Genomic DNA, 24,051 nt, shown 5'->3' with positions numbered 1-24,051 from the left:
CGGCAATTCATCCATGGTGCGGGATGTTCAATAGTTGAAAGTCTTGACCAGCAACAGATCACCGATGGCCCGCAAGGGCACGATGAACGTCTCGCGTTTTTCGTCGACGGTGTTTTCGTTGAGCACCAGATTGATCTGCGAGGTGATCACCTCGTTCTGGTTGCTGGACTCATCGAAGTTATAGCCGCCGCTGCCGAAGTTGCCCCAATAGTTCACGTAAACCAGATAGGTGCCATGCATCGGTGCAGTCATGGTGAACATTTCCGGGCCGGGGCCATCGACACCATCCGGGTCGAGGCCGCCGCCGTTGGTCAACGTCGTGTGGGCGAAAAATGCATGCTGGCCGTCGGGAGTAATGATGTGCAGATCGAGTTCGGCCTTCGGATCGTCCCAACCCAGCACCACGCGAATCCGCGCCGGGGTGCGCAGGTTATTCGCTTCATAGAACTGCACGCGCTTGAGCGACTTGCCTTCGGAACTGCGGACTTCGACGCTGTTGGAACCGGCGCCGAACGCATACGGGCGGGTGAAACGCCCGTTGTCATCGGTGTACAGATTCAGGGGATTGCCGTTGACCGCGAGGGTGTGAGGCCCGCGCAGCGTGCCAATGGCCTTGAGCTGGCCTTCGATCATCGTGCGATTGCGCTGCACGCCCCGATCGATGGGCGGTGTGGGATAGGCGACTTGAGGGTTTTCACTGCGGTCCAGCAGGCCGTTATAGCGCCAGCCGCCCACCGGTTCCGACACTTCGGCCGTGGGCCCTGCCCAGGCAGCCGATGCGCAGACCAGTGCGATCAGCAGTGAAAGAAAACAACGCATGTGACGCCTCCTGCCATGCATAACGAAACCTTGCGCCCGATCCTCGGCGCGTTACAGATCAAAAAACTGTGTTTCGTCAGAAAGACCCGTGGCTATTGGGTCGTAGAAAGCGCGAAGGTTAGCGATATGGACGACTTTTAACAATCAGATACAACTAAATTTGCGGCGAGGATCACGCCTGCGGCTGGACGACGGACCGAATAGTGGATCGATCGTCAGCAGGTTCTGACATCAACATGGTTTTTACCCCGCAACGGCTGCGCCAAATACCCCGCCCATTTGCCCCTCTCCCCCCTATCTGCTAGTGTCGCGCCGGTTTAACGTCTACCGGAAATCGCCGCCATGGCCCGCAAAAAAGCTGCACTGGATTTCGAACAATCCCTCGCCGACCTGCAAACGCTGGTCGAGCGCCTGGAGAACGGCGAGCTGTCGCTGGAAGACTCGTTGACCGCTTTCGAGCAAGGCATCGGTCTGACCCGTGATTGCCAGGCTGCGCTGGCGCAGGCCGAGCAGAAGGTTCAGGTGCTGCTTGAGCGTGATGGCGAGCTGTCCGAGGCTCCCTTTGACGCGGAACAGCCAGAATGATCGCGGCGTATTCGGCCAGCAGTCAGGCCCGGGTCAACGCGGCACTCGAAACCCTGTTCACCGCGCCGAGCCCTGAACTCGCACGTTTATATGAAGCCATGCGCTACAGCGTGATGAATGGCGGCAAACGCGTTCGTCCGTTGCTGGCCTATGCAGCCTGCGAAGCGCTGGGCGGTGAAGCTGAGCACGCCAACGGCGCGGCTTGTGCGGTGGAGCTGATCCACGCGTACTCGCTGGTGCACGACGATTTGCCGGCGATGGACGACGACGATCTGCGTCGCGGCCAACCGACCACTCACAAGAAATTCGATGAAGCCTGCGCGATTCTCGCCGGTGACGGCCTGCAAAGCCTGGCATTCAGCGCTTTGCTCGACCCGCGCCTGAATTCAGCCGATGCCGAAATCCGCCTGCAAATGGTCAGCGCCCTGGCGTTGGCGGCGGGCCCGGCCGGGATGGTCGGCGGTCAGGCCATCGACCTGGGGTCGGTCGGCTTGAAGCTTGATCAAAAAGCCCTCGAATACATGCACCGACACAAGACCGGCGCGCTGATCGAAGCCAGCGTCAAGCTTGGCGCCCTGGCCAGTGGCCGCGCCGAGAAAGACCAACTGAAATCCTTGCAGACCTATGCCCAGGCCATCGGCCTGGCGTTTCAGGTGCAGGACGACATYCTCGATGTCGAAAGCGATACCGAAACCCTCGGCAAGCGCCAGGGCGCGGATATTGCCCGGGACAAACCGACTTACCCGGCGCTGCTCGGCCTCGATGCAGCCAAGGCTTATGCCCTGGAGCTGCGCGATCAGGCCCTGCACGCACTGCGACCGTTTGACGCGTCGGCCGAGCCGCTGCGTGATCTGGCGCGCTATATCGTCGAACGCCGCAACTGATCCGGCGCCCGTTGCCCACCGTAAATCGGCCAAGTTCCGAGCTCTGCGTGGGCAGCGTGCGATGCATCAGGTAAACTGCCGCCTCTTTTATACCTATAACGATTCGCCTGATGCCCACGACGTTTCATGAGATTCCCCGCAAGCGCCCGACCACGCCCCTGCTCGACCGTGCCAACACGCCGGACGGCCTGCGCCGGTTAGGCGAAGCCGAGCTGGAAACCCTGGCGAATGAGTTGCGCCTGGAATTGCTCTACACGGTCGGTCAGACCGGCGGGCATTTCGGTGCCGGCCTGGGTGTTATCGAGCTGACTATCGCGTTGCATTACGTTTTCGACACCCCGGACGACCGGCTGGTGTGGGACGTAGGTCATCAGGCCTATCCGCACAAGATCCTCACCGGTCGCCGCGAACGCATGGCCACCCTGCGCCAGAAGGACGGCCTTGCGGCCTTCCCGCGTCGTTCCGAGAGCGAGTACGACACCTTTGGCGTCGGCCACTCCAGCACCTCGATCAGCGCAGCGCTGGGCATGGCGATTGCCGCCCGCCTGCAAAACAGCGATCGCAAGGCGATCGCAGTGATCGGCGACGGCGCACTGACCGCGGGCATGGCGTTCGAAGCGCTGAACCATGCGCCAGAAGTCGACGCCAACATGCTGGTGATCCTCAACGACAACGACATGTCGATCTCGCGCAACGTCGGCGGGCTGTCGAATTACCTGGCGAAAATCCTCTCCAGCCGCACTTACGCCAGCATGCGTGAAGGCAGCAAGAAGGTCCTGTCGCGCCTGCCCGGCGCCTGGGAAATCGCCCGTCGTACCGAAGAATACGCAAAAGGCATGCTGGTTCCCGGCACCCTGTTCGAAGAACTCGGCTGGAACTACATCGGCCCGATCGACGGCCACGACCTGCCGACCCTGATCGCCACCCTGCGCAACATGCGTGACCTCAAGGGCCCGCAGTTCCTGCACGTGGTGACCAAAAAAGGCAAAGGCTTCGCTCCGGCGGAAGTCGACCCGATCGGTTACCACGCGATCACCAAGCTCGAACCGTTGGACGCTCCAGCTGCCGCGCCGAAAAAAGCCGGCGGGCCGAAGTACTCCGGCGTATTTGGCGAGTGGCTGTGCGACATGGCCGCGGCTGACCCGCGCCTGGTCGGCATCACCCCGGCGATGAAAGAAGGCTCCGACCTGGTGGCCTTCAGCGAGCGTTTCCCGCTGCGCTATTTCGACGTGGCGATTGCCGAGCAACACGCAGTCACTTTCGCGGCCGGCATGGCCTGCGAAGGCGCCAAACCGGTGGTGGCGATCTATTCGACGTTCCTGCAACGCGGTTACGACCAACTGATCCRTGACGTCGCGGTGCAAAACCTCGACGTGTTGTTCGCCATCGACCGTGCAGGCCTGGTGGGTGAAGAYGGCCCGACTCACGCCGGCAGTTTCGACCTGTCGTTCCTGCGCTGCATCCCCGGCATGGTGGTGATGACCCCGAGCGACGAAAACGAATTGCGCAAGATGCTCAGCACCGGCCATCTGTACAACGGCCCGGCGGCAGTGCGTTACCCGCGCGGCACCGGCCCGAATGCTCCAATCGAGAAGAACCTCGAACCGATCGAAATCGGCAAGGGCGTGATTCGTCGCCAGGGCAGCACCGTTGCCCTGCTGGTGTTCGGCGTGCAACTGGCCGAAGCCCTGAAAGTCGCTGAAAAAATCGATGCGACCGTGGTCGACATGCGCTTCGTCAAACCGCTGGATGAAGCGTTGGTACGCGAGATCGCCGGCAGCCATGAGTTGCTGGTGACCATCGAAGAAAACGCCATCATGGGTGGTGCCGGTGGCGCGGTCAGCGAGTTCCTCGCCCGCGAGAACATCCTCAAGTCGATGCTGCACCTGGGCCTGCCGGACGTCTACGTCGAGCACGCCAAGCCAGCGCAAATGCTCGCCGAATGCGGTCTGGATGAAGCGGGTATCGAAGCGTCCATCCGCGAGCGTCTGCAACTGCTGGGCCTCTAAACGCAGGCCCCTGTGGGAGCGAGCCTGCTCGCGATAGCGGACTGACAGTCGACTCTAATGTTGACTGACACACCGTAATCGCGAGCAGGCTCGCTCCCACATTTGATTTGTGTTCGCTCAAAATGCCAATGGACTGCCCATGAAGTTCCCCCGCCTCGCCCTGACGCTGTCCCTTTTGCCTGCCGGTCAGCTTTTCGCCGACACCTTCGAGCGCGAGCAAGCCCTGAAACTGCCCGACGTACTGATCAGCGCCAACCGCCAGGTCGAAGCGCGCAACGACAGCAGCGCCGCCAACACGGTGTTTACCCGTGACGACATCGACCGCCTGCAACCGAGCAGCGTGACCGACCTGCTGAGCCGGGTGCCGGGCGTACAAGTCGCGCAAAGCGGTGGCCGTGGCAGCCTGCCCGGGATCTATATTCGCGGCACCAACTCAGCGCAAACGCTGGTATTGGTCGACGGCCAACGCATCGGCAACTCGACGTCCGGCGACAGTAATCTGCAGCACCTGAATATCCAGCAGATCGAGCGTGTGGAAGTGCTGCGGGGTTCACGCTCGGTGATTTACGGCAGCGACGCGATTGGCGGAGTGATTCAGATCTTTACCCGTCGCGGCGCCGAGTCAGGCCTGCAACCGCGCGTGCACATGGGTTTTGGCAGTCACCAGACCTGGGAGCGCAGCCTGGGCGTGTCCGGGGGCGACGCGCAAACCCGTTTCAACCTTGGTGCCAGCCTTGATGACACGACTGGGATCAATCGCACTCATACGTCCTACCCCAGCGATGACGACCATGATGCCTATCGCAACCAGTCCGTCAGCCTGAGCCTTAGCCATGCCGTCAATGACGATATCGAGGCCGGCCTGAACATCCTCGATAACCGTGGCAAAAACGAATTCGACAACCCGTTCGGTCGCTACGACATCAGCTCCGGCAACAGCGTCCAGCAAAAGCCCTACAACGATTTCACCGTGAGCAGCGTCAGCAGTTTTGTCGACGCACGCATCAACGATGCGTGGAAGTCCCGCGTGGAGCTGGGCCACAGCGAAAACCGCGAAGAAACCTTCGACAAACTCAGCGACGATCACAGCGTGTTCAACACTTACCGCAACTCGCTGAACTGGCAAAACGACCTGACGCTGAACCCGCAGAACAGCCTGATTCTCGGCGGCGATTGGTACGAAGACCGGGTCAACAGCAGCACAGCGTTTGCCGAAGACAGTCGCTGGAACCGCGCGGCGTTTATCCAGCATCGCTTCCAGGCTGAAAGTTTCTCCACCGAACTGGGTCTGCGTCGCGATCAGAACCAACAGTTTGGCGGCCAAAACAGTTGGAGCGGCACCTTCACCCTGCCATTGAACCCGGACAACGACGTGCTGCTGAGCTACAGCGAAGGCTTCCGCGCGCCGACTTTCAACGACCTCTACTACCCGGACTTCAGCAACCCGCACTTGAAACCCGAAACCTCGAAAAGCTACGAGGTGCAGTGGCGCAGTCAGTTGAGCGAAACCAGTCGACTGGAAACCTCGCTGTACCGCACCGACCTTGAAGACGCGATCATCTTCGGCAGCCATTCACGCCCGGAAAACATCGCGTCGGCGCGGATCAACGGTTTCGAGGCCGCCCTCAAGCAGGAGTGGTTCGGCTGGCAGAGCAACCTCGGCGTTGCGATCATCGACCCACGGGATCAAGACAGCGGCCACACCCTGGCCCGCCGTGCACGACGGACCTTGAGCCTGGATCTGGACCGTCAGTTTGATCGGCTCGGCCTCGGCGCCAGCTGGCAAGCGGTGAGTGGCAGCTATGACGACAAGGACAACCGTCAGCCGCTGGGCGGTTACGCCCTGCTCGGGTTACGCAGCCGTTGGGCGGCGAGTCACGAGGTCACGCTGGAAATGAAAGTCGATAACCTGCTGAACAAGAACTACAGCCGCGCGCTCTACGAGCATGACGGTAGCCAGTACGGGTATCGGGAAGAAGGCCGGGCGTTGATGTTTGGCGTGACGTGGATGCCGCAGCTCTAAAGACCGCCTCGGTCATTTGTGGCGAGGGGGCTTGCCCCCGTTGGGCTGCGAAGCAGCCCCAAATTCAGCAACCGGTTCTAATCAGGCACACCGCATCAACTGGATTACGGCTGCTACGCACCCGAACGGGGGCAAGCCCCCTCGCCACAGGTTAACGCTGTGGCGCGATCAACCGGCACAACTTGGCCGTCGCTTCGATCATCTGCCCGCTAGGCCGCTCCAGGCCTTTATCCGCCACCAACAGCAATTGCCCCTGAGCCACCGCGGTCATCTGCGGCCAGGCTTTCCAGGCGTCGAGCTGCGCCTGGCTGCTGGCGAGGATCACCTGGGGATTACGCGAAAGCACTGACTCCACACTGACCTGCGGCGCCGGCAAGGTCATGTCGGCGAACACGTTGCGCGCACCGCACACTTCAAGCGCATCGCTGATGATCTGCCCGCCGCCCACGGTGTAAAGCGGCTGATCCCAGACCTGATAAAACACCCGAAGCGGTTCTTTGCGCTGATAGCGCTGGCGTAAATCGTCGAGCTGCTTGCGCAAATCAACCGCAAGCATGTGCCCACGTTCAGGTCGGCCGAGCTGCTCGGCGATCGCTTCGATTTGGCGGGTCAGTTGTTTGAGGTTATGCGGTTCGGCGACGTAGGTCGGGATCCCCAATCGGCTCAGTTGTTCACGCTGCGCGGGGCCAACACTGCCAGGCCAGAGCAACAGCAAATCCGGCTTGAGACTGAGTAGGCGCTCCATATCCAACTGACCGTAACGGCCAACAGAAGGAATGGAGTTGAGTTCTGCAGGACGCTCGCCAGCATCGAGCACGCCCACCAGCAGGTCGGCCGAGCCCAGTTCAACGACGATTTCCGAGAGTGACGGCGCGAGGCTGACCACCCGCTCTACCGCGACCGCCGAGCCACTGACGGCCAGCAGCAGAACCGCCAGCCAACGGCACATCAGCCGAGTTGACGCGGAATACGGTAAAGGTAGAACAGCACCGTGGTCGACAGCGCCAGCAGGACCAAAGGTACCGCTTCGAGGCCGACGAATACCGCTAGAGCACCGATCCAGGCCGGCAAGGCCGCGACAAGCAGTGCAATCCGGCGTTTAGCCGCCAGGGCAACCCAGGCAGCAGGTTCTTCCGGGGTATCGAGGGCTTTCTGGGTGGCGATCAAGGCGTGTTTGTAGCCGCCGAAAAACCGCAGGCTGACAAACATCGAGGCCACCCCGGCAATGAAAAACGGCATCGCCAGCACCGGCAAAAACGCCTCGCTCTGACCGAACACGCCGTTGATCACCAGCAGCGGCAGCAAGGCCAGCGCCAGGTATTGCCACCAGTTGACGGACAGTCGCCGCCGGACCTGGCCGCGAGTCACGCCCGGTCTGCCTCGCCCTGATGCTCGTTGCCCATCATGTGGTCGAGCTTGCTGGCCTTGGTCGCCAGGTAGAGTTTGTTGTGCGGATTGTGGCCGGTGTGCAGCGGCACGCGCTCGGCAACCACGATACCCATGTCGGTCAAGGCCTTGACCTTGCGCGGGTTGTTGGTCATCAGGCGCAGGGATTTCACGCCCAGGTGCTCGAGCATCGGCAGGCACATGGCGTAGTCGCGCTGGTCGGCAGCAAAGCCCAGACGCTCGTTGGCTTCAACGGTGTCGGCGCCGCCATCTTGCAATTCATACGCGCGGATCTTGTTCAGCAGGCCAATGCCACGGCCTTCCTGACGCAGGTAAAGCAACACGCCGCGACCTTCGCGGGCGATCGCCTGCAACGCCGCCTCGAGTTGCGAACCGCAGTCGCAACGCTGACTGAACAAGGCGTCGCCGGTCAGGCATTCGGAGTGCAACCGGCCGAGTACCGGGGCACCGTCGGCGACATCACCCAGGCTCAGTACGACGTGCTCGCGGCCGGTGGCCTCATCGAGAAAGCCATGCATGGTGAATTGCGCAAAAGGCGTTGGCAGCTTGGAAGCGGCGACAAAAACGACAGGCACCGGTGTGCTCCTGATCTGTATGTACTGGAGATTCGCAGAGGCGGCATTGTAACAGCAGGTTCCTACAGACGCTTAGGCTGAATTATCGGCCATAACGATCAAAAAGTTTGATCACTGCCCTGCCGGCTTGGCACTCTCATCAAAGGGGTAAGGTTGTTTCCAATGCTCGAAAATCGGTTTCAACTGGCCGGTTTTGACCAGCAACGCCATGCGCTGGTCGTACAGCGCCATCAGGGCACGGGCCCGTGGTGTATCGGCGAAACCAAGGTACAACGGCAGTTCGGTCAAGTGTGTGCGCCGGTACAGGGACGGAGCCTCAGCTTCTGCGAGCACTTCATTGATTTCCGTCAGCGCGTCGATATAGAAGTCCGCCCGAGCCTGTTTGAGCATCGGCAAGATTCCGCTGCGGCGTTCGATCTGGTTATAGCGGTGGATGTTCGGCAGGTAACTTTCGTAGCGATAGCCACGAACCCAGGCCAGTCGGTACGTCCCCAGAGTCTCCAGAGTCGGTGCCGGGTCGCTCGCAAGGCCCAGGGCATAGATATGATCAGTATCGAAATTCCAATGGGGATACAGCACCTGATCGGCCTCATTGGAATAGGAGCCAACCAGCGCGTCCACTTCACGACGCTGCACCAGCCCCACCGAACGGGTGTAAGGCACGGTGCGAATATCCAGTGTCACTCCGGCCGGCTCGAACACGGCGCGCAAAATGTCCCAGGCCAGGCCATGGCCATCGGCGGCGGTGTAGTCATCCCAGTCCTCGCTGGCCAGATGAATCACGGCCGGTGTCGTCGGCACATCCGCCGCACGGGCGAGCGAACAGAACACCGCAAAAACCAGAACCCACAGCCAACGTCCGACCATCCCCCAGTCCCTCAATCCATCCGCCCCTCAATCAGCTCATCAGGCGAAATACCGGACCAGCCCCTGCAGCGCCAACCAGGCAAACACGCCTGCCAGCACGTCGTCGAGCATGATCCCGATACCGCCATGTACATGCCGGTCGATCCAGCGAATCGGCCATGGCTTGAGAATGTCGAAGAAACGGAACAGCAGGAACCCCGCCAATAGCCAGTACCAACCTGCCGGCACCAGCCACAGGGTGATCCACATCCCGACCATTTCGTCCCAGACGATGCCTTCGTGGTCGTGCACCCGCAAATCGTCGGCAACCTTACCGCACAGCCAGAAGCCGAACAGCATCGTGATGCCGAGCATCAGCCAGTAACCCCAGCCGGGCAACATCTGCCATAACGGGATAAAAGGTAGCGCAACCAGCGAGCCCCAGGTGCCTGGCGCCTTGGGCAAGGTGCCCGAGCCGAAACCGAACGCCAGGAAATGCCAGGGATTACGCCAGACCGATGGCGGCACGCGTCCTGCCGGGCTCTGCTTGGGATGATCTGTCACGGTGTCTCCCGAAAATGTTGATAACCCCGGGCTTGCGGGGTGATGTCTTGCCCGTTCGCGTCCAGCAGCGCCACTCCCTGCCCCACCACGACCTGCCCGATAACGTGAATAGGCCAACCGTCGGCGAGCAGTCCCGGTAATTGCGCAGGCGGCAAAGTGAACGCCAGCACGTAGTCGTCGCCGCCACTCAAGGCCGCCACGCGGGCAGCATTCTCACCGAGAAAGCTCACCAGTGCCGTGGACAGCGGCAGCTTTTCGCTTTCGATCAGCAAGCCGACAGCCGAGGCCTTGGCGATATGCCCGCAATCGGCGAGCAAACCGTCAGAGATATCCAGTGCCGAGGTGGCTTTGCCGCGCAACGCCATGCCCAATTCAAGCTGCGGCTGTGGCGACCAATAATGCGCCAACAACGGCACGGCAACTTCGGCGGGCGCGACGCGCTCACCCAACACCAACGACAATGCTCCGGCGGCGTTGCCCAGCTCACCGCCCACGCACACCAGATCACCGGGTTGCGCACCGCTACGGGTCAGCGCCTTGCCTGCCGGGACCCGACCGAACACGGTCATGGTCAGGCTCAGCGGGCCGCGTGTGGTGTCGCCGCCCACCAGCCGTACACTGCAGTGTTGCGCCATGGCGTTCAAGCCACGGGCGAAGGCGTCCAGCCAATCGGCGGTTACCGTCGGCAAAGTCAGGGCAAGGGTAAAGGCAATGGGGGTGGCGCCCATGGCAGCCAGATCGCTGACTGCCACAGCCAGCGAACGCTGACCGAGCAGAAACGGGTCGCAAGGGGCTGCGAAATGCACACCGGCCACGAGCGTGTCGGTGGAAATTGCCAGCTGCTCCCCTGCGGGAACAGCGAGCAAGGCGCAGTCGTCGCCGATCCCCAGGGCAACGCCCTCGCCGCCCTGCGCACAAGGCGCGGCGGCAAAGTAATTGCGGATCAGCTCAAACTCGCCCATGGCAATGGCAGTTCAAGCGCCGATCAGCGCTTGAACGCCTTCACTTCAGCTTCACGCAGGCGCGGGGCCAGCTTGTCGAGTACACCGTTGACGAACTTGTGGCCATCGGTGGAACCGAAGACTTTAGCCAGCTCGATGCCTTCGTTGATCACCACGCGGTAAGGCACGTCGACACGCTTGAGCAGTTCCCAGGTGGACAGACGCAGAACCGCCAGTTCAACCGGGTCCAGCTCTTCGATTTCGATGTCCAGGCATGGCTTGAGCGCGGTGTCGATTTCGGTCCTGTTCGCTGGAACCCCGTGGAGGATTTCGCGGAAGTAAGCACCATCGACATCGGTGAAATCGTTATCGACCCGGAACTGCGCTTCGATCTCGTTCAGCGATTGCTTGGCCATGTGCCATTGATACAGCGCCTGGGTCGCGAGCTGACGGGCTTCGCGACGCTTGACGCTTTTCGATGGTTTGCCAGCATCCGCAGGCTTTGGATCGCGCGGGTTGAAACGATCGCTTTCGTCGCTAATCACTTGGCCTCCAACTGCGCCAGCAGGCTGACCATTTCCAGAGCGGACAAGGCAGCTTCAGCACCTTTGTTGCCGGCCTTGGTGCCGGAACGTTCGATGGCTTGTTCGATCGAGTCGACGGTCAGTACGCCGAAAGCGACCGGTACGCCGAATTCCATGGACACCTGGGCCAGGCCCTTGGTGCATTCGCCAGCCACGTATTCGAAGTGCGGAGTACCGCCACGAATGACCGCGCCCAGCGCGATGATTGCCGCGAACTCGCCCTTCTGAGCGACTTTCTGCGCAACCAGCGGGATTTCGAAGGCGCCAGGGGCACGGATGATGGTGATGTCGCTTTCGCTCACGCCATGGCGAACCAGGGCATCAACAGCACCGCTTACCAGGCTTTCAACAACGAAGCTGTTGAAGCGGCCAACAACCAAAGCGTAGCGGCCTTTGGGGGCGATGAAGGTACCTTCGATGGTCTTCAGGGTCATTCGACAAATCTCTTAAAGAGCCGGGACGCGTTCAGTACGCGTCCCTCAGTGATATTTGAACCGCGAACAAGGGGGTGAAAAACACCGGTCTTTATTCGGAGGGCACGTATTCTACAACTTCCAGATCGAAACCGGATATCGCATTAAATTTCATTGGCGCACTCATCAGGCGCATTTTGCGTACACCCAGGTCACGCAGGATCTGCGAACCGGCACCGACGATGCTGTAGGTGGTCGGTTTTTTCGGCTGTGCGTGGTCGGCGGTTTCGCGGATATGCGCCAGCAACACATCGCCATCGAGCGGGTGACCGAGCAACAGCACCACACCGCTGCCGGCCTCGGCAACCGCGGCCATGGCGGCGCGCAGGCTCCAGCGGCCTGGCTGCTTGACCATCAACAGGTCGCGCAGCGGGTCCATGTTGTGCACGCGAACCAGGGTCGGTTCTTCGGCGCAAATGGTGCCCAGGGTCAGTGCCATGTGCACGTCGCCTTCTACCGAATCACGATAGGTCACCAGATTGAACTGGCCCAGTTCGCTGTCCAGCGGCTGCTCGGCAATCCGCTGAACGGTACGTTCGTGGATCATCCGGTAGTGAATCAGGTCGGCGATGGTGCCGATCTTGATGTTGTGTTCGGCAGCGAAGGTTTCCAGCTCGGCGCGACGGGACATGGTGCCGTCGTCGTTCATCACTTCGCAGATCACCCCGCTCGGCTCGAAACCGGCCATGCGCGCCAGGTCGCAAGCGGCTTCGGTGTGGCCGGCACGGGCCAGGGTGCCGCCGGCCTGGGCCATCAGCGGGAAGATGTGGCCCGGGCTGACGATGTCTTCGGCCTTGGCGTCCTTGGCAGCGGCCGCTTGCACGGTGCGCGCACGGTCAGCCGCAGAGATACCGGTGGTGACACCGACAGCGGCTTCGATGGACACGGTGAACTTGGTGCCGAAACCGGAGCCGTTGCGCGGCGCCATCAAGGGCAGCTTGAGCAGTTCGCAGCGCTCGCGGCTCATCGGCATGCAGATCAGGCCACGGGCATGCTTGGCCATGAAGTTGATGTGTTCAGGCTGGCAGCACTCGGCGGCCATGATCAGGTCGCCTTCGTTCTCGCGGTCTTCGTCATCCATGAGGATGACCATCTTGCCTTGGCGGATGTCTTCAACCAGTTCTTCGATGCTATTGAGCGCCACGCGGCACCCCCCTTCTTTCAAAAATTGAGTGTCAGGAATTGAGGTAGCCGTTCTCGGCCAGAAAGCTTTCGGTAATGTTGCCCTTCGAGGATTCTGCAGCCTTGTCACCCAGCAGCAGGCGTTCCAGGTAACGGGCCAGCAGATCGACCTCAAGGTTGACCCGGCGACCTGGCTGGTAAGACGCCATGATGGTTTCGCTCAGGGTGTGAGGAATGATCGTCAGCATGAACTCGACGCCGTCGACCGCGTTCACCGTCAGGCTGGTGCCGTCGACCGTGATCGAGCCTTTATGGGCGATGTATTTGGCCAGGTCTTTCGGCGCACGAATGCGGAACTCCACGGCACGGGCATTCTCGGTACGCGCAACGACTTCGCCGACACCGTCGACGTGACCGCTGACCAGGTGCCCACCAAGACGGGTGGTCGGGGTCAGGGCTTTTTCCAGGTTGACCGGGCTGCCGCTTTTCAGGTCATTCATGGCGGTGCAGTCGAGGGTTTCGCGACTGACGTCCGCTGCAAAGCCATTGCCCGGCAGTTCAACGGCGGTCAGGCAGACGCCGTTGACCGCAATGCTGTCGCCGAGTTTGACGTCGCTCAGGTCGAGCTTGCCGGTTTCTACGTGAACCCGCACATCGCCACCTTTTGGGGTCAATGCACGGATGCTGCCGATGGATTCGATGATGCCGGTAAACATGGAGTCCTCCTCGAGAACAAAACCTTCGCTTGTGGCGCAGGTCGGGAATTATACGCTCGCCGATGGCATAGGGATGGCAGTGACTCGCCAGTCATCGCCCACCGCGCGAATTTCTGTGATTTTCAGCTCCGGCGCATCCTTCATTTGCGCGAGTGGCCAGTCCAGCAATGGTCGCGCCGTGGAGCCGAGGAACTTGCCCGCAATGAATATCTGGAACTCGTCCACCAACCCTTGTTGGGCAAACGCTCCAGCCAGACGCGGACCAGCTTCCACCAGCACTTCGTTGACGCCCCGGGCGGCGAGTTCAACCAGCAGCTTGCGCAGGTCGACCTGGCCATCGTCACCGGGCACGATCAGGCATTCGGGGCCGTTGGCGTATTGCTCTTCCACCGCGACACAGGTGGCGACCAGCGCCGGGCCGGCCTTGAAGAACGGCGCGTCGAGCGGCACGCGCAGGCGGCCGTCGATCAGCACGCGAAGCGGCGGGCGGCTCATGGCGAGCGCAGTTTGCTCGGCATCCAGGCCCAACTCATCGGCGCGCACGGTCAAGCGCGCGTCATCGGCCAGTACCGTATCGGCACCGGTCAACACGACGCTGGCCTGCGCCCGCAGACGCTGCACCGCCGAGCGGGCGGCGGGACCGGTGATCCATTGGCTTTCGCCGCTGGCCATCGCGGTGCGACCGTCGAGGCTCATCGCCAACTTGACCCGCACGAACGGCAAGCCGTGTTCCATGCGCTTGAGAAAACCTTCATTGAGCTTGCGCGCCTCGCCTTCGAGCACGCCGCTGCGGGTCTCGATGCCCGCCTGCTCCAGACGCTGCAGGCCGCGACCGGCAACTTCCGGGTTCGGGTCCTGCATCGCCGCAACCACTCGCGCCAGGCCGGCGTTCACCAGCGCATCGGCGCACGGCGGCGTGCGGCCATGATGGCTGCACGGTTCCAGCGTGACGTAGGCGGTGGCGCCCCGGGCGTTTTCACCAGCGGCGCGCAGGGCGTGGACTTCGGCATGCGGTTCGCCGGCACGCACATGCCAGCCTTCGCCGACAATCTGCCCGTCACGCACGATCACGCAACCCACTCGAGGGTTGGGATGGGTGGTGTAGTGACCTTTGCGCGCCAGTTCCAGCGCACGCGCCATGTAATGGGCGTCGAGGACCTGTTGTTCCGGGGAGATGCTCATTCTTTTACCGGCTCACGGGCCAGGCGATCGATCTCTTCGCGGAACTCGTTGAGGTCCTGGAAGCGGCGATACACCGAAGCGAAACGAATGTAGGCGACTTCATCGAGCTTTTGCAGCTCGGCCATCACCAGCTCACCGACCACGAGGGATTTGACCTCGCGCTCGCCGGTCGCCCGCAGTTTGTGTTTGATATGGGCCAGCGCCGCTTCCAGGCGCTCGACGCTCACCGGGCGCTTCTCCAGCGCACGCTGCATGCCGGCGCGAAGTTTTTCTTCGTCGAATGGCTGACGGCTGCCGTCGGTTTTGATCAGGCGCGGCAACACCAGTTCGGCGGTTTCGAACGTCGTGAAACGTTCGCCGCAGGCCAGGCATTCGCGCCGGCGGCGCACCTGTTCGCCCTCGGCGACCAGACGCGAGTCGATGACCTTGGTGTCGTTGGCACCGCAGAAGGGACAGTGCATGGTGGCAGGCAACAAAAAAAGGGAGGGCCATGGTAGCGCATCCCACTGGCAAGACAAGCCATAGGGTTTGCGGTATACAGACGGGCTACACTGACTGATCGATGGATTTCATTTTGCTGGAGCTGCAAATGCCGCTACGACCGCTTGTTTTACTCAGTCTCGCCGGCCTGTTGGTCGCGTGTAGCAGTAGCGCACCCAAACCGGCGGCACCGACCCCAGGCCCTGCGCCGGAGATGGCCCAGAAGAAAGCCCAGGCCTCGGCCGACCTCGGACCGCTGCCTGCGTATCAACGGGAATTGAGCGGCACCTTGCAGGGCGTGCCGGCCGGCGCCGAGGTTGAACTGGCGTTGCTGGTGATCGACGAACGCTCCCGGCCGCAACAGCTGCTCGCCAGTGCCAACCTGATCGGTAACAACAAGGCTCTGCCGTTCCATCTGAGATTCAATCCGGACTCGTTCCCGGTCGGTGCTCGCGTCGAACTGCGGGGTCGTGCCAGCCAGTCCGGACAGTTGATTTTGCACCTGCCGGCGCAACGCATCTTTGAGCCGAAGACCCAGGCCCTGGGCCAATTGCAGTTCCTCAAAGCGCCATGAATGCGCCGCTCGACCTGCAACTGGCATTAACTGAACTGCTCGGCGATGCCCAGCTTGTTCCATGCCCGCTGCCTGAGACCACGCTCAAACTCTGGCTGATCGACGGCGACAACATGGACCGCGCCTTCAGCCCGGAAGAAACCCGGCGCATTCTGCACGAGCCACCGTACTGGAGCTTTTGCTGGGCCAGCGGCCTGGCGATAGCCCGTTACCTGGCGGAGCATCCGCAGTGGGTTGCCGGCAAACGCGTGCTGGATTTCGGTGCCGGCTCCGGGGTGGCGGGGATTGCGGCGGTCAAGGCCGGGGCGCTGGAAGTGGTGGCCTGCGACCTTGACCCACTGGCGATTGCGGCCTGCCGGGCGAATGCCGAACTCAATGACGTCACGCTCAGCTACTCGACAGACTTTTTTGCCGAAGCCGATCGTTTTGATCTGATTCTGGTGGCCGACGTGTTGTACGACCGGGCCAACCTGCCGTTGCTCGATGAGTTTCTCAGTCGTGGCCGCGAGGCGTTGGTGGCGGATTCGCGGGTTCGGGATTTCCGTCATCCGTTGTATCAGCGGCTGGAAATGCTTGAGGCGATGACCTTGCCGGACCTGGCCGAGCCAGAAGAATTTCGGCATGTGAGCCTGTACCACGCGCAGCGCAGCTAGCTAAAAGCATCGCGAGCAGGCTCGCTCCCACATTGGTTTTGTGTCGAGTACAGATTTTGTGGCAGGCATTGGTCCCTGTGGGAGCGAGCCTGCTCGCGATGACGGTTTATCAGACACCTGAGGACTTACTGCCGTCCCCACCAAGCCTTATAGTTCCCCCATTCACGTTTCTTCGAGATACCTCATGAGTCAAGACACGCCGTATATCTTCGACGCCACTACTGCCGATTTCGACCAGTCGGTGATCGAGAACTCGTTCCACAAGCCGGTGCTGGTGGATTTCTGGGCTGAATGGTGTGCGCCGTGCAAGGCGCTGATGCCGATGCTGCAATCCATCGCCGAGAGCTATCAGGGCGAGTTGCTGCTGGCCAAGGTCAACTGCGACGTCGAGCCGGACATCGTTTCGCGCTTCGGCATTCGCAGCCTGCCGACCGTGGTGCTGTTCAAGGACGGCCAGCCGGTGGACGGCTTTGCCGGCGCACAGCCCGAGTCCGCTGTCCGCGCACTGCTTGAGCCACACGTGAAAATGCCACCGCCGGCCGCTGCCGACCCGATCGAACAGGCTCAGGCGCTGTTCGACGAAGGTCGTTTCGCAGACGCCGAGGCCACCCTGAAAGTGCTGCTGGGTGAGGACAATACCAACGCCCGCGCGCTGATCCTTTACGCGCGCTGCCTGACCGAACGCGGCGAATTGGGTGAAGCCCAGGCCGTGCTCGATGCGGTGAAAAGCGATGAACACAAAGCGGCACTGGCCGGCGCCAAGGCGCAGATCAAGTTTCTCGGCCAGGCCGCTGACTTGCCGGATGTCGCCGACCTGAAATCCCGTCTGGCGCAAAACCCGCAGGACGATGAAGCCGTCTATCAGTTGGCGATCCAGCAACTGGCCCGTCAACAATACGAGCCGGCACTGGACTCCCTGCTCAAGCTGTTCATCCGCAATCGCAGCTACAGCGAAGGGTTGCCGCACAAGACCCTGCTGCAAGTGTTCGAACTGCTGGGCAACGATCACCCGCTGGTGACCGTTTACCGCCGCAAGCTGTTTGCAGCACTCTACTAGGCCTGCTCGATCCAGCTATAGAGCGGCGTATCCCCGCCGCTCACGACCTTGACCTCGGCACTGTGGCGCAAGCGCACCAGCAAGCGTTTGCCGGCGACGGTGTTGCCGGTCAAACCCTGCAGTTGCTCCAGCAGGTCCGGCCCCGTGAGTTGCCCGGACTGGCGCAGCAAATCCTTGGCAAGCTGCCACAGCACCTCATCCTGATTGACCGGTTTGACCACCGGATCGGCCACTGCTGCGCTGTTTTCCGATTTGCTCACCTGCAACTGCGCGCCAAGCCGCGCCCAATCTCCATCATCCAGTTCCAGGGTCAAATCCACCGGCCAATCGCCGATGCTTCCACGAATGCGCAACATTGGGGTTTCCTCAGGTTTATGACGAACATGCTCCCACGCGTCTTGCGCAACGCCAAGCAGACAGTCAAACTCTCGCCACTCTTGTTATAAGATTACATAACAAAATTTTCATCTTCCTTCCCGGAGAGAGTCCATGCGTCGTCTGTTACTCGCTTTGCCGTTTGCCCTGTTGCCGCTGGCTATCGCTCAGGCCGCCGAAGTTCATGATCACGAGCATGAACACGGCAGCCTGGGCGCCCACGAACATGGCGTCGGGCGTTTGAACGCGGCGCTGGACGGTCAGACGCTGGAACTGGAGCTGGAAAGCCCGGCGATGAACCTGGTGGGTTTTGAACACGTTGCCAGCACTGATGCAGACAAGGCCAAAGTCGCCGCCACCCGTGCGCAACTGGAGAAACCGCTGGTGCTGTTCAGCCTGCCAAAAGCCGCCAACTGTGTGGTCAGCCAGCAAGAACTGAAGAGCCCGCTGTTCGGTGACAAACCGGATGCCGATGATCATGACGACGATGACGACCACGCGACCGACGGTAAAGGCGCAGCCGCTGAAGAGCATCATCACGATCACAGCGAAATCCACGCGCACTACCAATTCACCTGCGCCGCCCCGGGTGCGCTGAAGAACCTGGACTTGTCGCAAGTGTTCACGACCTTCCCCGCGACGCAGAAAATTCAGGTACAACTCATCAGCCCAAGCGGCCAGCAAGGGGTTGAAGTGACCTCCAAAGCTGCGGCACTGAAATTCTGATCCACCGCAATCCCCCTGTGGGAGCGAGCCTGCTCGCGATGAGGCCCGCACACTCAACATTGATGCGACTGTAAGACCGCTATCGCGAGCAGGCTCGCTCCCACAGGTGATCAACACTCATGAAATCGGCGCTATGACCCAAGCACTCATCGAACTCTCAGACCTGGGCTTCAACTGGCCCGGTCATCCGCCTTTACTGGATATCCCGGCGTTTCGCCTGGAGCCTGGTGAAACGCTATTTCTCAAAGGTCCCAGCGGCAGTGGCAAGACCACCCTGCTCGGCCTGCTCGGTGGCGTGCAGAAACCCAATCGCGGGAGCATTCGCCTGCTCGGCCAGGAGCTGACCGAGCTGTCGGCCGGCGCCCGCGATCACTTTCGGGTCGACCACACGGGCTACATCTTCCAGCAGTTCAACCTGCTGCCGTTTCTCTCGGTGCGCGAGAACGTCGAGCTGCCGTGCCACTTCTCCAAACTGCGCGCCAGCCGCGCGATTCAGCGCCACGGCAGCATTGATCAGGCGGCGGCGACCTTACTCGCACACCTGGGGCTCAAGGATGAAAACATACTCGGCCGCCGTGCCGATTCACTGTCCATCGGCCAACAACAGCGGGTCGCCGCTGCCCGTGCGCTGATCGGCCAGCCGGAACTGGTGATCGCCGACGAACCGACCTCGGCGCTGGATTACGACGCCCGCGAGGCATTTATCCGTTTGCTGTTCGCCGAGTGCCGCGAAGCCGGTTCCAGCCTGCTGTTCGTCAGCCACGATCAGAGCCTCGCGCCGCTGTTCGATCGTCACCTGTCGCTGGCCGAACTCAATCGCGCCGCCACGCCGCTCGAGGTCTGAAATGTATTTGTTTCGTCTAGCCATGGCCAGCCTGGCTAACCGCCGCTTCACCGCGATCCTCACCGCATTCGCCATCGCCCTGTCGGTCTGCCTGTTGCTGGCGGTGGAGCGTGTGCGCACCGAAGCCAAGGCCAGCTTCGCCAGCACCATCAGCGGCACCGACCTGATTGTCGGCGCGCGCTCAGGCTCGGTGAACCTGTTGCTGTATTCAGTGTTTCGCATTGGCAACGCCACCAACAACATCCGTTGGGACAGCTTCGAGCACTTTGCCAACAACCCGAAAGTGAAATGGGCGATCCCGATTTCCCTCGGTGACTCGCATCGCGGTTATCGAGTGATGGGCACCACCGACGCCTACTTCCAGCATTACCAGTACGGCCGTCAGCAAAACCTGCAACTGGCCAGCGGTCGGGCGTTTGCCACGGATCCGTTTGAAGTGGTGCTGGGCGCCGAAGTGGCCGATGCGCTGCATTACAAGCTCGGCGACAAACTGGTGCTGGCTCACGGCGTGGCGGTGATCAGCCTGGTCAAGCATGACGACAAGCCGTTCACCGTGGTCGGCATCCTCAAACGCACCGGCACCCCGGTCGACCGCACGTTGCACATCAGTCTCGGCGGCATGGAGGCGATTCACATCGATTGGCACAACGGTGTGCCAGCCCAGGGCAGCGGTCGGATCAGCGCCGATCAGGCGCGCAACATGGACCTCACGCCGCAAGCCATCACCGCGTTCATGCTCGGCCTCAACAACAAGATTTCGACCTTCGCCGTGCAACGCGAGATCAATGAGTTCCGTGGCGAGCCGATGCTGGCGATCTTGCCGGGCGTCGCCTTGCAGGAACTCTGGAGCCTGATGGGCACCGCCGAAAAAGCGCTGTTCGTGGTGTCGCTGTTTGTGGTGCTGACCGGGTTGATCGGCATGCTCACGGCGATTCTCACCAGCCTCAATGAACGTCGCCGCGAGATGGCGATCCTGCGTTCGGTCGGCGCCCGGCCGTGGCACATTGCAACGCTGCTGGTGCTGGAAGCCTTTGCGTTGGCGCTGTCCGGGGTGGTTGCGGGCCTGGCGCTGCTGTATGTATGCATCGCCGCCGCCCAAGGCTACGTGCAATCGACCTACGGCTTGTACCTGCCGCTGGCCTGGCCAAGCGAGTATGAATGGACGCTGCTCGGTGGCATCCTGATCGCCGCGTTGCTGATGGGCAGCGTGCCGGCCTGGCGCGCCTATCGCCAATCGTTGGCCGATGGTCTGTCGATCCGTTTATGAGGACACTGAAGATGCTCCGCGCTCTGCCTGCGCTGTTGATGCTGGTCGCCCTGCCCCTGTGGGCGGCCGCACCGAAAGACCTGACCTGGGCGGAAATGATCCCGCCCGACGCGCCGGCAGAAGTGCCGAACATGAAACCGCTGCACGACCTGTCGCAGATGAGCAGCGCGTTGTCCGCCGAGTCCGCGCCAGCGGCCAAGCAAGACATGCCCAATGCGCCGGTGGTGAAGAGCCTCGACGGCAAGAATATTCGCCTGCCGGGTTACATCGTGCCGCTGGAAGTCAGCGAGGAAGGTCGCACCACCGATTTTCTGCTGGTGCCGTATTTCGGCGCATGCATCCACGTGCCGCCTCCACCGTCAAACCAGATCGTCCATGTCAAAAGCAAGGGTGGAGTGAAGCTCGACGAGCTGTATCAGCCGTACTGGATTGAAGGAGCAATGCAGGTCAAGGCGTCGACCAGCGAATTGGCAGATGCCGGGTATCAGATGGATGCGGACAAGATCTACGTGTACGAATTGCCGGAGTGAAACCGCTAGTTATTCGTCGCCAGAAAGATAGACATCGCGAGCAGGCTCGCTCCCACAAGGGCACCGCTGAACCTGTGGGAGCGAGCCTGCTCGCGATGGCGGCACCGCTATAGCAAAGGATTCCCCCGATTCAAACCCCATCACCCTTTCATTGAGCTGAGTCAAAAGCGCCGTTCCTGACGCTTCGTACCATTGGAGATACAGAATTTGAATCTTCCTTTGGAGCCCCCATGCACAAGTCATTGCTCAGCGCGTCCCTCATTGCATTCGCGCTTGCAACCCCCCTCGCCCAAGCCCATGAAGCCGGTGACATCATCGTTCGGGCCGGTGCAATCACCGTAAACCCGACAGCCGGCAGTTCCAGCGTCAAGGTTGATCGCGGTCCATTGGCGGGTGCCGATCTGGGTGGCAAGGCGACCATGGACAGCAGCACGCAGCTGGGCCTGAACTTCGCGTACATGCTCACCCCCGATATCGGCATCGAGCTGCTCGCCGCCTCGCCGTTCCAGCATGACGTGAACCTCAAAGGCACCTCCCTGGGCGCGGCCAACGGTAAGCTCGGCACCCTCAAACACCTGCCGCCGACCCTGAGCGTGGTTTACTACCCGCTCAACAACAAGTCTGCATTCCAGCCGTATGTGGGCGCCGGTATCAACTACACCTGGATCTACGACGAAAAGCTCAGTAACGAAGCGCAAGCCAACGGCTTCAGCAACTTCAAGACGAAAAACTCCTGGGGCCTCGCATGGCAGGTCGGTGCCGATTACATGCTGACCGACCACATCATGCTCAACGGCCAGGTGCGCTACATCGACATCGACACCACCGGCTCGCGATAGCTGAGTGACATTCAACATCGATGTTGACTGACACACTGCTATCGCGAGCAGGCTCGCTCCCACATGGGTTTAGCTAGGTTTTCATGACTGCGAAAAGCTTAGCGCCCCAACAACCGCGCCAATCCGACGCTCATCGGCGTCTGCTCGGGAAAGGTGAAGCGCTGCAACAGACGCTGGTTGTTCGCCCGCGAATGGCGGATGTCGCCAGAACGTGCCGGGCCGTAAGTGATCGGTGGCAACTGCCCCACCACTTCCTCCAACGCCTGGAGCATTTGCTTGAGGGTCGTCGCCTGGTTCCAGCCGACATTCACCGCACCCACTTCAAGCGTCGGCATTTCAATCGCCTGCACCAGCAGGTCGACCAGGTCTTCGACATAGACAAAATCGCGGGTCTGTTCGCCGTCACCGAACACGGTGATCGGCAGGCCTTTGCGCGCACGCTCGCTGAAAATGCTGATCACCCCGGAGTACGGCGACGAGGGATCCTGGCGCGGGCCGAAGATGTTGAAGAACCGGAAAATCGCCGGTTCCAGACCGTGCTGACGACGGTAGAAGTCGAGGTAGTACTCGCCTGCCAGCTTGTCTGAGGCGTACGGCGTGAGCGGCGCCTTGGCGGTCTCTTCGTCGATCGACTCGCCTTCACCGTTATTGCCGTAGACCGCTGCGCTTGAAGCGAACAGCACGCGCTTGACGCCGGCCTGACGCATCGCTTCGCAGACGTTCAAGGTGCCGATGAAATTGCTCTGGTGAGTGCGCACCGGATCATCCACCGACGCCTGAACCGACGCCACGGCGGCCAAATGTGCAACCGCGCTGCAACCGGCCATCACCGTTGCCACCAGCGCAGCATCGGCGACGTCACCTTCGATCAGTTCGACCCGTGGATTGTCCAGCGGCAGGTTGCTGCGTTTACCGGTGGACAGGTCGTCGAGGATGCGCACCGAATGCCCCTTGGCGAGCAAGGCGTCAGCAAGGTGCGAACCAATGAAACCGGCACCGCCGGTGATCAAAACAGGGCCATCAGCCATGACGATAAAACCTATCCAGTAAGCCCGGGAGTGCTGCGCGCCAGGCGCGCGGCTTGATCCCGAAGGTGTGCAGAATTTTCTTGCAGGCGAGCACCGCGTGCTGCGGTTCTTCGGCGGCATCCGGCCGTGCGGCGTGAGCCTGCGCGGTCGGTGCTTCAATCGCCAGCGGGTGCAGAGTGCGCGCTTCGGCGAGGATCGCCTGCCCCAGCGCCAGCGGCGTGGTCGCCTCATGCCCGGCGTAGTGGTAAGTGCCCCACAGTGGCGCTGCGCAATCGAGTTGCTTGAGCACCGAAATGATCACCCGCGCAGCATCGTCCACCGGTGTCGGGTTGCCACGCCGGTCATCGGCCATCAGCAGTTCTTCAGGCAGCTCGGCACGCGCGAGGAAACGCCCCAGGGTGCCGTCGACGCTGTCATCGAGCAGCCAGCCAAAACGCAGCATCACGTGTTGCGGGCAGGTCGCGCGCACGCTTTGCTCGATACGCCACAAAGCCTGGCCACGCAGCCCCAGCGGCACCGGTTCGTCTTTTTCGCTGTAGGCCGTCGCCCGCGAGCCATCGAATACCCGGTAGCTGGAAGGCTGCACCAGGACAATATTGTGATGCTGGCACAGTTCGGCCAGCCGCTCGACCGCCCGCTCCTGGGCAGCCAAGCGCGCCTCGGCCACGCTCTCCGCCTGAAACCAGTCGAAGTAGTAGGCGAGATTGATCAGAGCGTCGGGACGAGTGTCGTCGAGCAGCTGCGTCAGGCTTGCGGCGTCCCAGCCGTCTTGCGGTGGACGGGGGGCGAGGAAACCGATGTCTTCCTCTGCACCGAGGCGAATCAGCGCCTGCCCAAGGGCATTTCCGCCACCCAGTAACATAAGGCGCATTCGCATAGAGTCAGCAGGCCCAGTCTGTTTGGAACGATGATTTGATCGGCACAGCCCGCAGGCGTTGCCGTTGAGAA

27 protein-coding genes and 1 pseudogene are annotated in these 24,051 nt (G+C 61.5%); 12 read left to right on the top strand and 16 right to left on the bottom strand.

Annotated elements, in window-relative coordinates; all coding sequences use genetic code 11:
• Nucleotides 1-27: 27 nt before the first annotated feature.
• The gene (locus AC1DIH_RS26675; protein WP_427541695.1) at nucleotides 28-819 is read right to left on the bottom strand and encodes a YfaP family protein; all 792 of its coding nucleotides are present in this window, start codon (nucleotides 817-819) and stop codon (nucleotides 28-30) included.
• A gap of 342 nt (nucleotides 820-1,161) precedes the next feature.
• Between AC1DIH_RS26675 and AC1DIH_RS26670 the strand changes: the two genes are divergently transcribed.
• The 4 genes from AC1DIH_RS26670 (at nucleotide 1,162) to AC1DIH_RS26655 (ending at nucleotide 6,320) form a co-directional block, all read left to right on the top strand.
• Nucleotides 1,162-1,404, top strand: coding sequence for an exodeoxyribonuclease VII small subunit (locus AC1DIH_RS26670; RefSeq protein WP_027617730.1), 243 nt, complete (start codon nucleotides 1,162-1,164; stop codon nucleotides 1,402-1,404).
• The gene (ispA, locus tag AC1DIH_RS26665) at nucleotides 1,401-2,288 is read left to right on the top strand and encodes a (2E,6E)-farnesyl diphosphate synthase (RefSeq protein WP_103318313.1); all 888 of its coding nucleotides are present in this window, start codon (nucleotides 1,401-1,403) and stop codon (nucleotides 2,286-2,288) included. Before AC1DIH_RS26670 ends, ispA begins: the two co-directional genes overlap by 4 nt.
• A 110-nt stretch (nucleotides 2,289-2,398) precedes the next feature.
• A complete protein-coding gene (dxs, locus tag AC1DIH_RS26660; protein WP_477773867.1) occupies nucleotides 2,399-4,297 on the top strand; it encodes a 1-deoxy-D-xylulose-5-phosphate synthase in 1,899 nt (632 codons plus the stop codon).
• Between the two features lie 139 nt (nucleotides 4,298-4,436).
• A complete protein-coding gene (locus AC1DIH_RS26655; RefSeq protein ID WP_477773866.1) occupies nucleotides 4,437-6,320 on the top strand; it encodes a TonB-dependent receptor domain-containing protein in 1,884 nt (627 codons plus the stop codon).
• Nucleotides 6,321-6,471: 151 nt separating this feature from the next.
• On the opposite strand, the gene AC1DIH_RS26650 is transcribed toward AC1DIH_RS26655, so the two are convergent.
• The 12 genes from AC1DIH_RS26650 to nrdR form a co-directional block, all read right to left on the bottom strand.
• Nucleotides 6,472-7,269 (bottom strand): cobalamin-binding protein, encoded by a 798-nt coding sequence (locus AC1DIH_RS26650; protein WP_477773865.1) that lies wholly within the window; start codon nucleotides 7,267-7,269, stop codon nucleotides 6,472-6,474.
• The gene (locus AC1DIH_RS26645; protein WP_477773864.1) at nucleotides 7,269-7,688 is read right to left on the bottom strand and encodes an MFS transporter; all 420 of its coding nucleotides are present in this window, start codon (nucleotides 7,686-7,688) and stop codon (nucleotides 7,269-7,271) included. Before AC1DIH_RS26645 ends, AC1DIH_RS26650 begins: the two co-directional genes overlap by 1 nt.
• Nucleotides 7,685-8,302 (bottom strand): GTP cyclohydrolase II, encoded by a 618-nt coding sequence (gene ribA, locus AC1DIH_RS26640; RefSeq protein ID WP_019693842.1) that lies wholly within the window; start codon nucleotides 8,300-8,302, stop codon nucleotides 7,685-7,687. The genes AC1DIH_RS26645 and ribA overlap by 4 nt, the downstream gene beginning before the upstream one ends.
• A 111-nt stretch (nucleotides 8,303-8,413) precedes the next feature.
• Complete coding sequence (locus tag AC1DIH_RS26635) at nucleotides 8,414-9,169, bottom strand: substrate-binding periplasmic protein (protein ID WP_477773863.1); 756 nt, start codon at nucleotides 9,167-9,169, stop codon at nucleotides 8,414-8,416.
• A 39-nt stretch (nucleotides 9,170-9,208) separates the two neighbouring features.
• Nucleotides 9,209-9,712 carry a phosphatidylglycerophosphatase A family protein gene (locus AC1DIH_RS26630; RefSeq protein ID WP_477773862.1) on the bottom strand — a complete coding sequence of 168 codons (504 nt, stop codon included), beginning with the start codon at nucleotides 9,710-9,712 and terminating at the stop codon, nucleotides 9,209-9,211.
• Nucleotides 9,709-10,674 carry a thiamine-phosphate kinase gene (gene thiL, locus AC1DIH_RS26625; RefSeq protein WP_477773861.1) on the bottom strand — a complete coding sequence of 322 codons (966 nt, stop codon included), beginning with the start codon at nucleotides 10,672-10,674 and terminating at the stop codon, nucleotides 9,709-9,711. Before thiL ends, AC1DIH_RS26630 begins: the two co-directional genes overlap by 4 nt.
• Nucleotides 10,675-10,697: 23 nt before the next feature.
• The gene (gene nusB, locus AC1DIH_RS26620) at nucleotides 10,698-11,198 is read right to left on the bottom strand and encodes a transcription antitermination factor NusB (protein ID WP_477768674.1); all 501 of its coding nucleotides are present in this window, start codon (nucleotides 11,196-11,198) and stop codon (nucleotides 10,698-10,700) included.
• A complete protein-coding gene (gene ribH, locus AC1DIH_RS26615; protein WP_003228649.1) occupies nucleotides 11,195-11,671 on the bottom strand; it encodes a 6,7-dimethyl-8-ribityllumazine synthase in 477 nt (158 codons plus the stop codon). The genes nusB and ribH overlap by 4 nt, the downstream gene beginning before the upstream one ends.
• Before the next feature lie 91 nt (nucleotides 11,672-11,762).
• Nucleotides 11,763-12,854, bottom strand: a complete 1,092-nt coding sequence (gene ribBA / locus AC1DIH_RS26610) for a bifunctional 3,4-dihydroxy-2-butanone-4-phosphate synthase/GTP cyclohydrolase II (protein ID WP_054594246.1) — start codon at nucleotides 12,852-12,854, stop codon at nucleotides 11,763-11,765.
• 31 nt (nucleotides 12,855-12,885) lie between these two features.
• Entirely contained in the window at nucleotides 12,886-13,548 is a 663-nt protein-coding gene (locus AC1DIH_RS26605) for a riboflavin synthase (protein ID WP_477773860.1), read from the bottom strand.
• A gap of 48 nt (nucleotides 13,549-13,596) precedes the next feature.
• On the bottom strand, nucleotides 13,597-14,730 hold the full coding sequence (gene ribD, locus AC1DIH_RS26600; protein ID WP_477773859.1) for a bifunctional diaminohydroxyphosphoribosylaminopyrimidine deaminase/5-amino-6-(5-phosphoribosylamino)uracil reductase RibD: 1,134 nt from the start codon (nucleotides 14,728-14,730) through the stop codon (nucleotides 13,597-13,599).
• Nucleotides 14,727-15,191 (bottom strand): transcriptional regulator NrdR, encoded by a 465-nt coding sequence (gene nrdR / locus AC1DIH_RS26595; protein ID WP_054594249.1) that lies wholly within the window; start codon nucleotides 15,189-15,191, stop codon nucleotides 14,727-14,729. The genes ribD and nrdR overlap by 4 nt, the downstream gene beginning before the upstream one ends.
• Before the next feature lie 128 nt (nucleotides 15,192-15,319).
• On the opposite strand from nrdR, the gene AC1DIH_RS26590 reads away from it, so the two are divergent.
• The 3 genes from AC1DIH_RS26590 (at nucleotide 15,320) to trxA (ending at nucleotide 17,494) form a co-directional block, all read left to right on the top strand.
• Nucleotides 15,320-15,784: a hypothetical protein gene (locus tag AC1DIH_RS26590; RefSeq protein WP_477773878.1), complete on the top strand. Its 465-nt coding sequence runs from the start codon at nucleotides 15,320-15,322 to the stop codon at nucleotides 15,782-15,784.
• A complete protein-coding gene (locus AC1DIH_RS26585; RefSeq protein ID WP_477773858.1) occupies nucleotides 15,781-16,437 on the top strand; it encodes a class I SAM-dependent methyltransferase in 657 nt (218 codons plus the stop codon). The genes AC1DIH_RS26590 and AC1DIH_RS26585 overlap by 4 nt, the downstream gene beginning before the upstream one ends.
• Before the next feature lie 184 nt (nucleotides 16,438-16,621).
• Nucleotides 16,622-17,494 (top strand): thioredoxin, encoded by an 873-nt coding sequence (trxA, locus tag AC1DIH_RS26580; protein WP_477773857.1) that lies wholly within the window; start codon nucleotides 16,622-16,624, stop codon nucleotides 17,492-17,494.
• Here trxA and AC1DIH_RS26575 read toward each other — a convergent pair.
• The gene (locus AC1DIH_RS26575; protein WP_477773856.1) at nucleotides 17,491-17,850 is read right to left on the bottom strand and encodes a hypothetical protein; all 360 of its coding nucleotides are present in this window, start codon (nucleotides 17,848-17,850) and stop codon (nucleotides 17,491-17,493) included. The two genes, trxA and AC1DIH_RS26575, sit on opposite strands and share 4 nt — an antisense overlap.
• 133 nt (nucleotides 17,851-17,983) lie before the next feature.
• On the opposite strand from AC1DIH_RS26575, the gene AC1DIH_RS26570 reads away from it, so the two are divergent.
• The 5 genes and pseudogenes from AC1DIH_RS26570 to AC1DIH_RS26550 all read left to right on the top strand — a co-directional run.
• Nucleotides 17,984-18,595 carry a DUF2796 domain-containing protein gene (locus AC1DIH_RS26570; protein ID WP_427528527.1) on the top strand — a complete coding sequence of 204 codons (612 nt, stop codon included), beginning with the start codon at nucleotides 17,984-17,986 and terminating at the stop codon, nucleotides 18,593-18,595.
• 133 nt (nucleotides 18,596-18,728) lie between these two features.
• Nucleotides 18,729-19,439: an ABC transporter ATP-binding protein gene (locus AC1DIH_RS26565; RefSeq protein WP_427528525.1), complete on the top strand. Its 711-nt coding sequence runs from the start codon at nucleotides 18,729-18,731 to the stop codon at nucleotides 19,437-19,439.
• 1 nt (nucleotide 19,440) lies between these two features.
• Nucleotides 19,441-20,706, top strand: coding sequence for an ABC transporter permease (locus AC1DIH_RS26560; RefSeq protein ID WP_477773855.1), 1,266 nt, complete (start codon nucleotides 19,441-19,443; stop codon nucleotides 20,704-20,706).
• A gap of 11 nt (nucleotides 20,707-20,717) precedes the next feature.
• The gene (locus tag AC1DIH_RS26555; RefSeq protein ID WP_427528521.1) at nucleotides 20,718-21,236 is read left to right on the top strand and encodes a DUF3299 domain-containing protein; all 519 of its coding nucleotides are present in this window, start codon (nucleotides 20,718-20,720) and stop codon (nucleotides 21,234-21,236) included.
• Between the two features lie 230 nt (nucleotides 21,237-21,466).
• Nucleotides 21,467-22,060: pseudogene (locus AC1DIH_RS26550) on the top strand (OmpW/AlkL family protein); the annotation flags it as partial.
• 113 nt (nucleotides 22,061-22,173) lie between these two features.
• Here the strand turns inward: AC1DIH_RS26550 and AC1DIH_RS26545 are convergent.
• Complete coding sequence (locus AC1DIH_RS26545) at nucleotides 22,174-23,103, bottom strand: NAD-dependent epimerase/dehydratase family protein (RefSeq protein ID WP_477773854.1); 930 nt, start codon at nucleotides 23,101-23,103, stop codon at nucleotides 22,174-22,176.
• On the bottom strand, nucleotides 23,096-23,980 hold the full coding sequence (locus AC1DIH_RS26540; protein ID WP_054594260.1) for a sugar nucleotide-binding protein: 885 nt from the start codon (nucleotides 23,978-23,980) through the stop codon (nucleotides 23,096-23,098). The genes AC1DIH_RS26545 and AC1DIH_RS26540 overlap by 8 nt, the downstream gene beginning before the upstream one ends.
• Nucleotides 23,981-24,051 lie beyond the last annotated feature (71 nt).

Source organism: Pseudomonas sp. 05N36 (assembly GCF_056397385.1).
The sequence above is the reverse complement of the archived record's forward strand: the minus strand, read 5'-3'. Positions and strand labels throughout refer to the sequence as shown.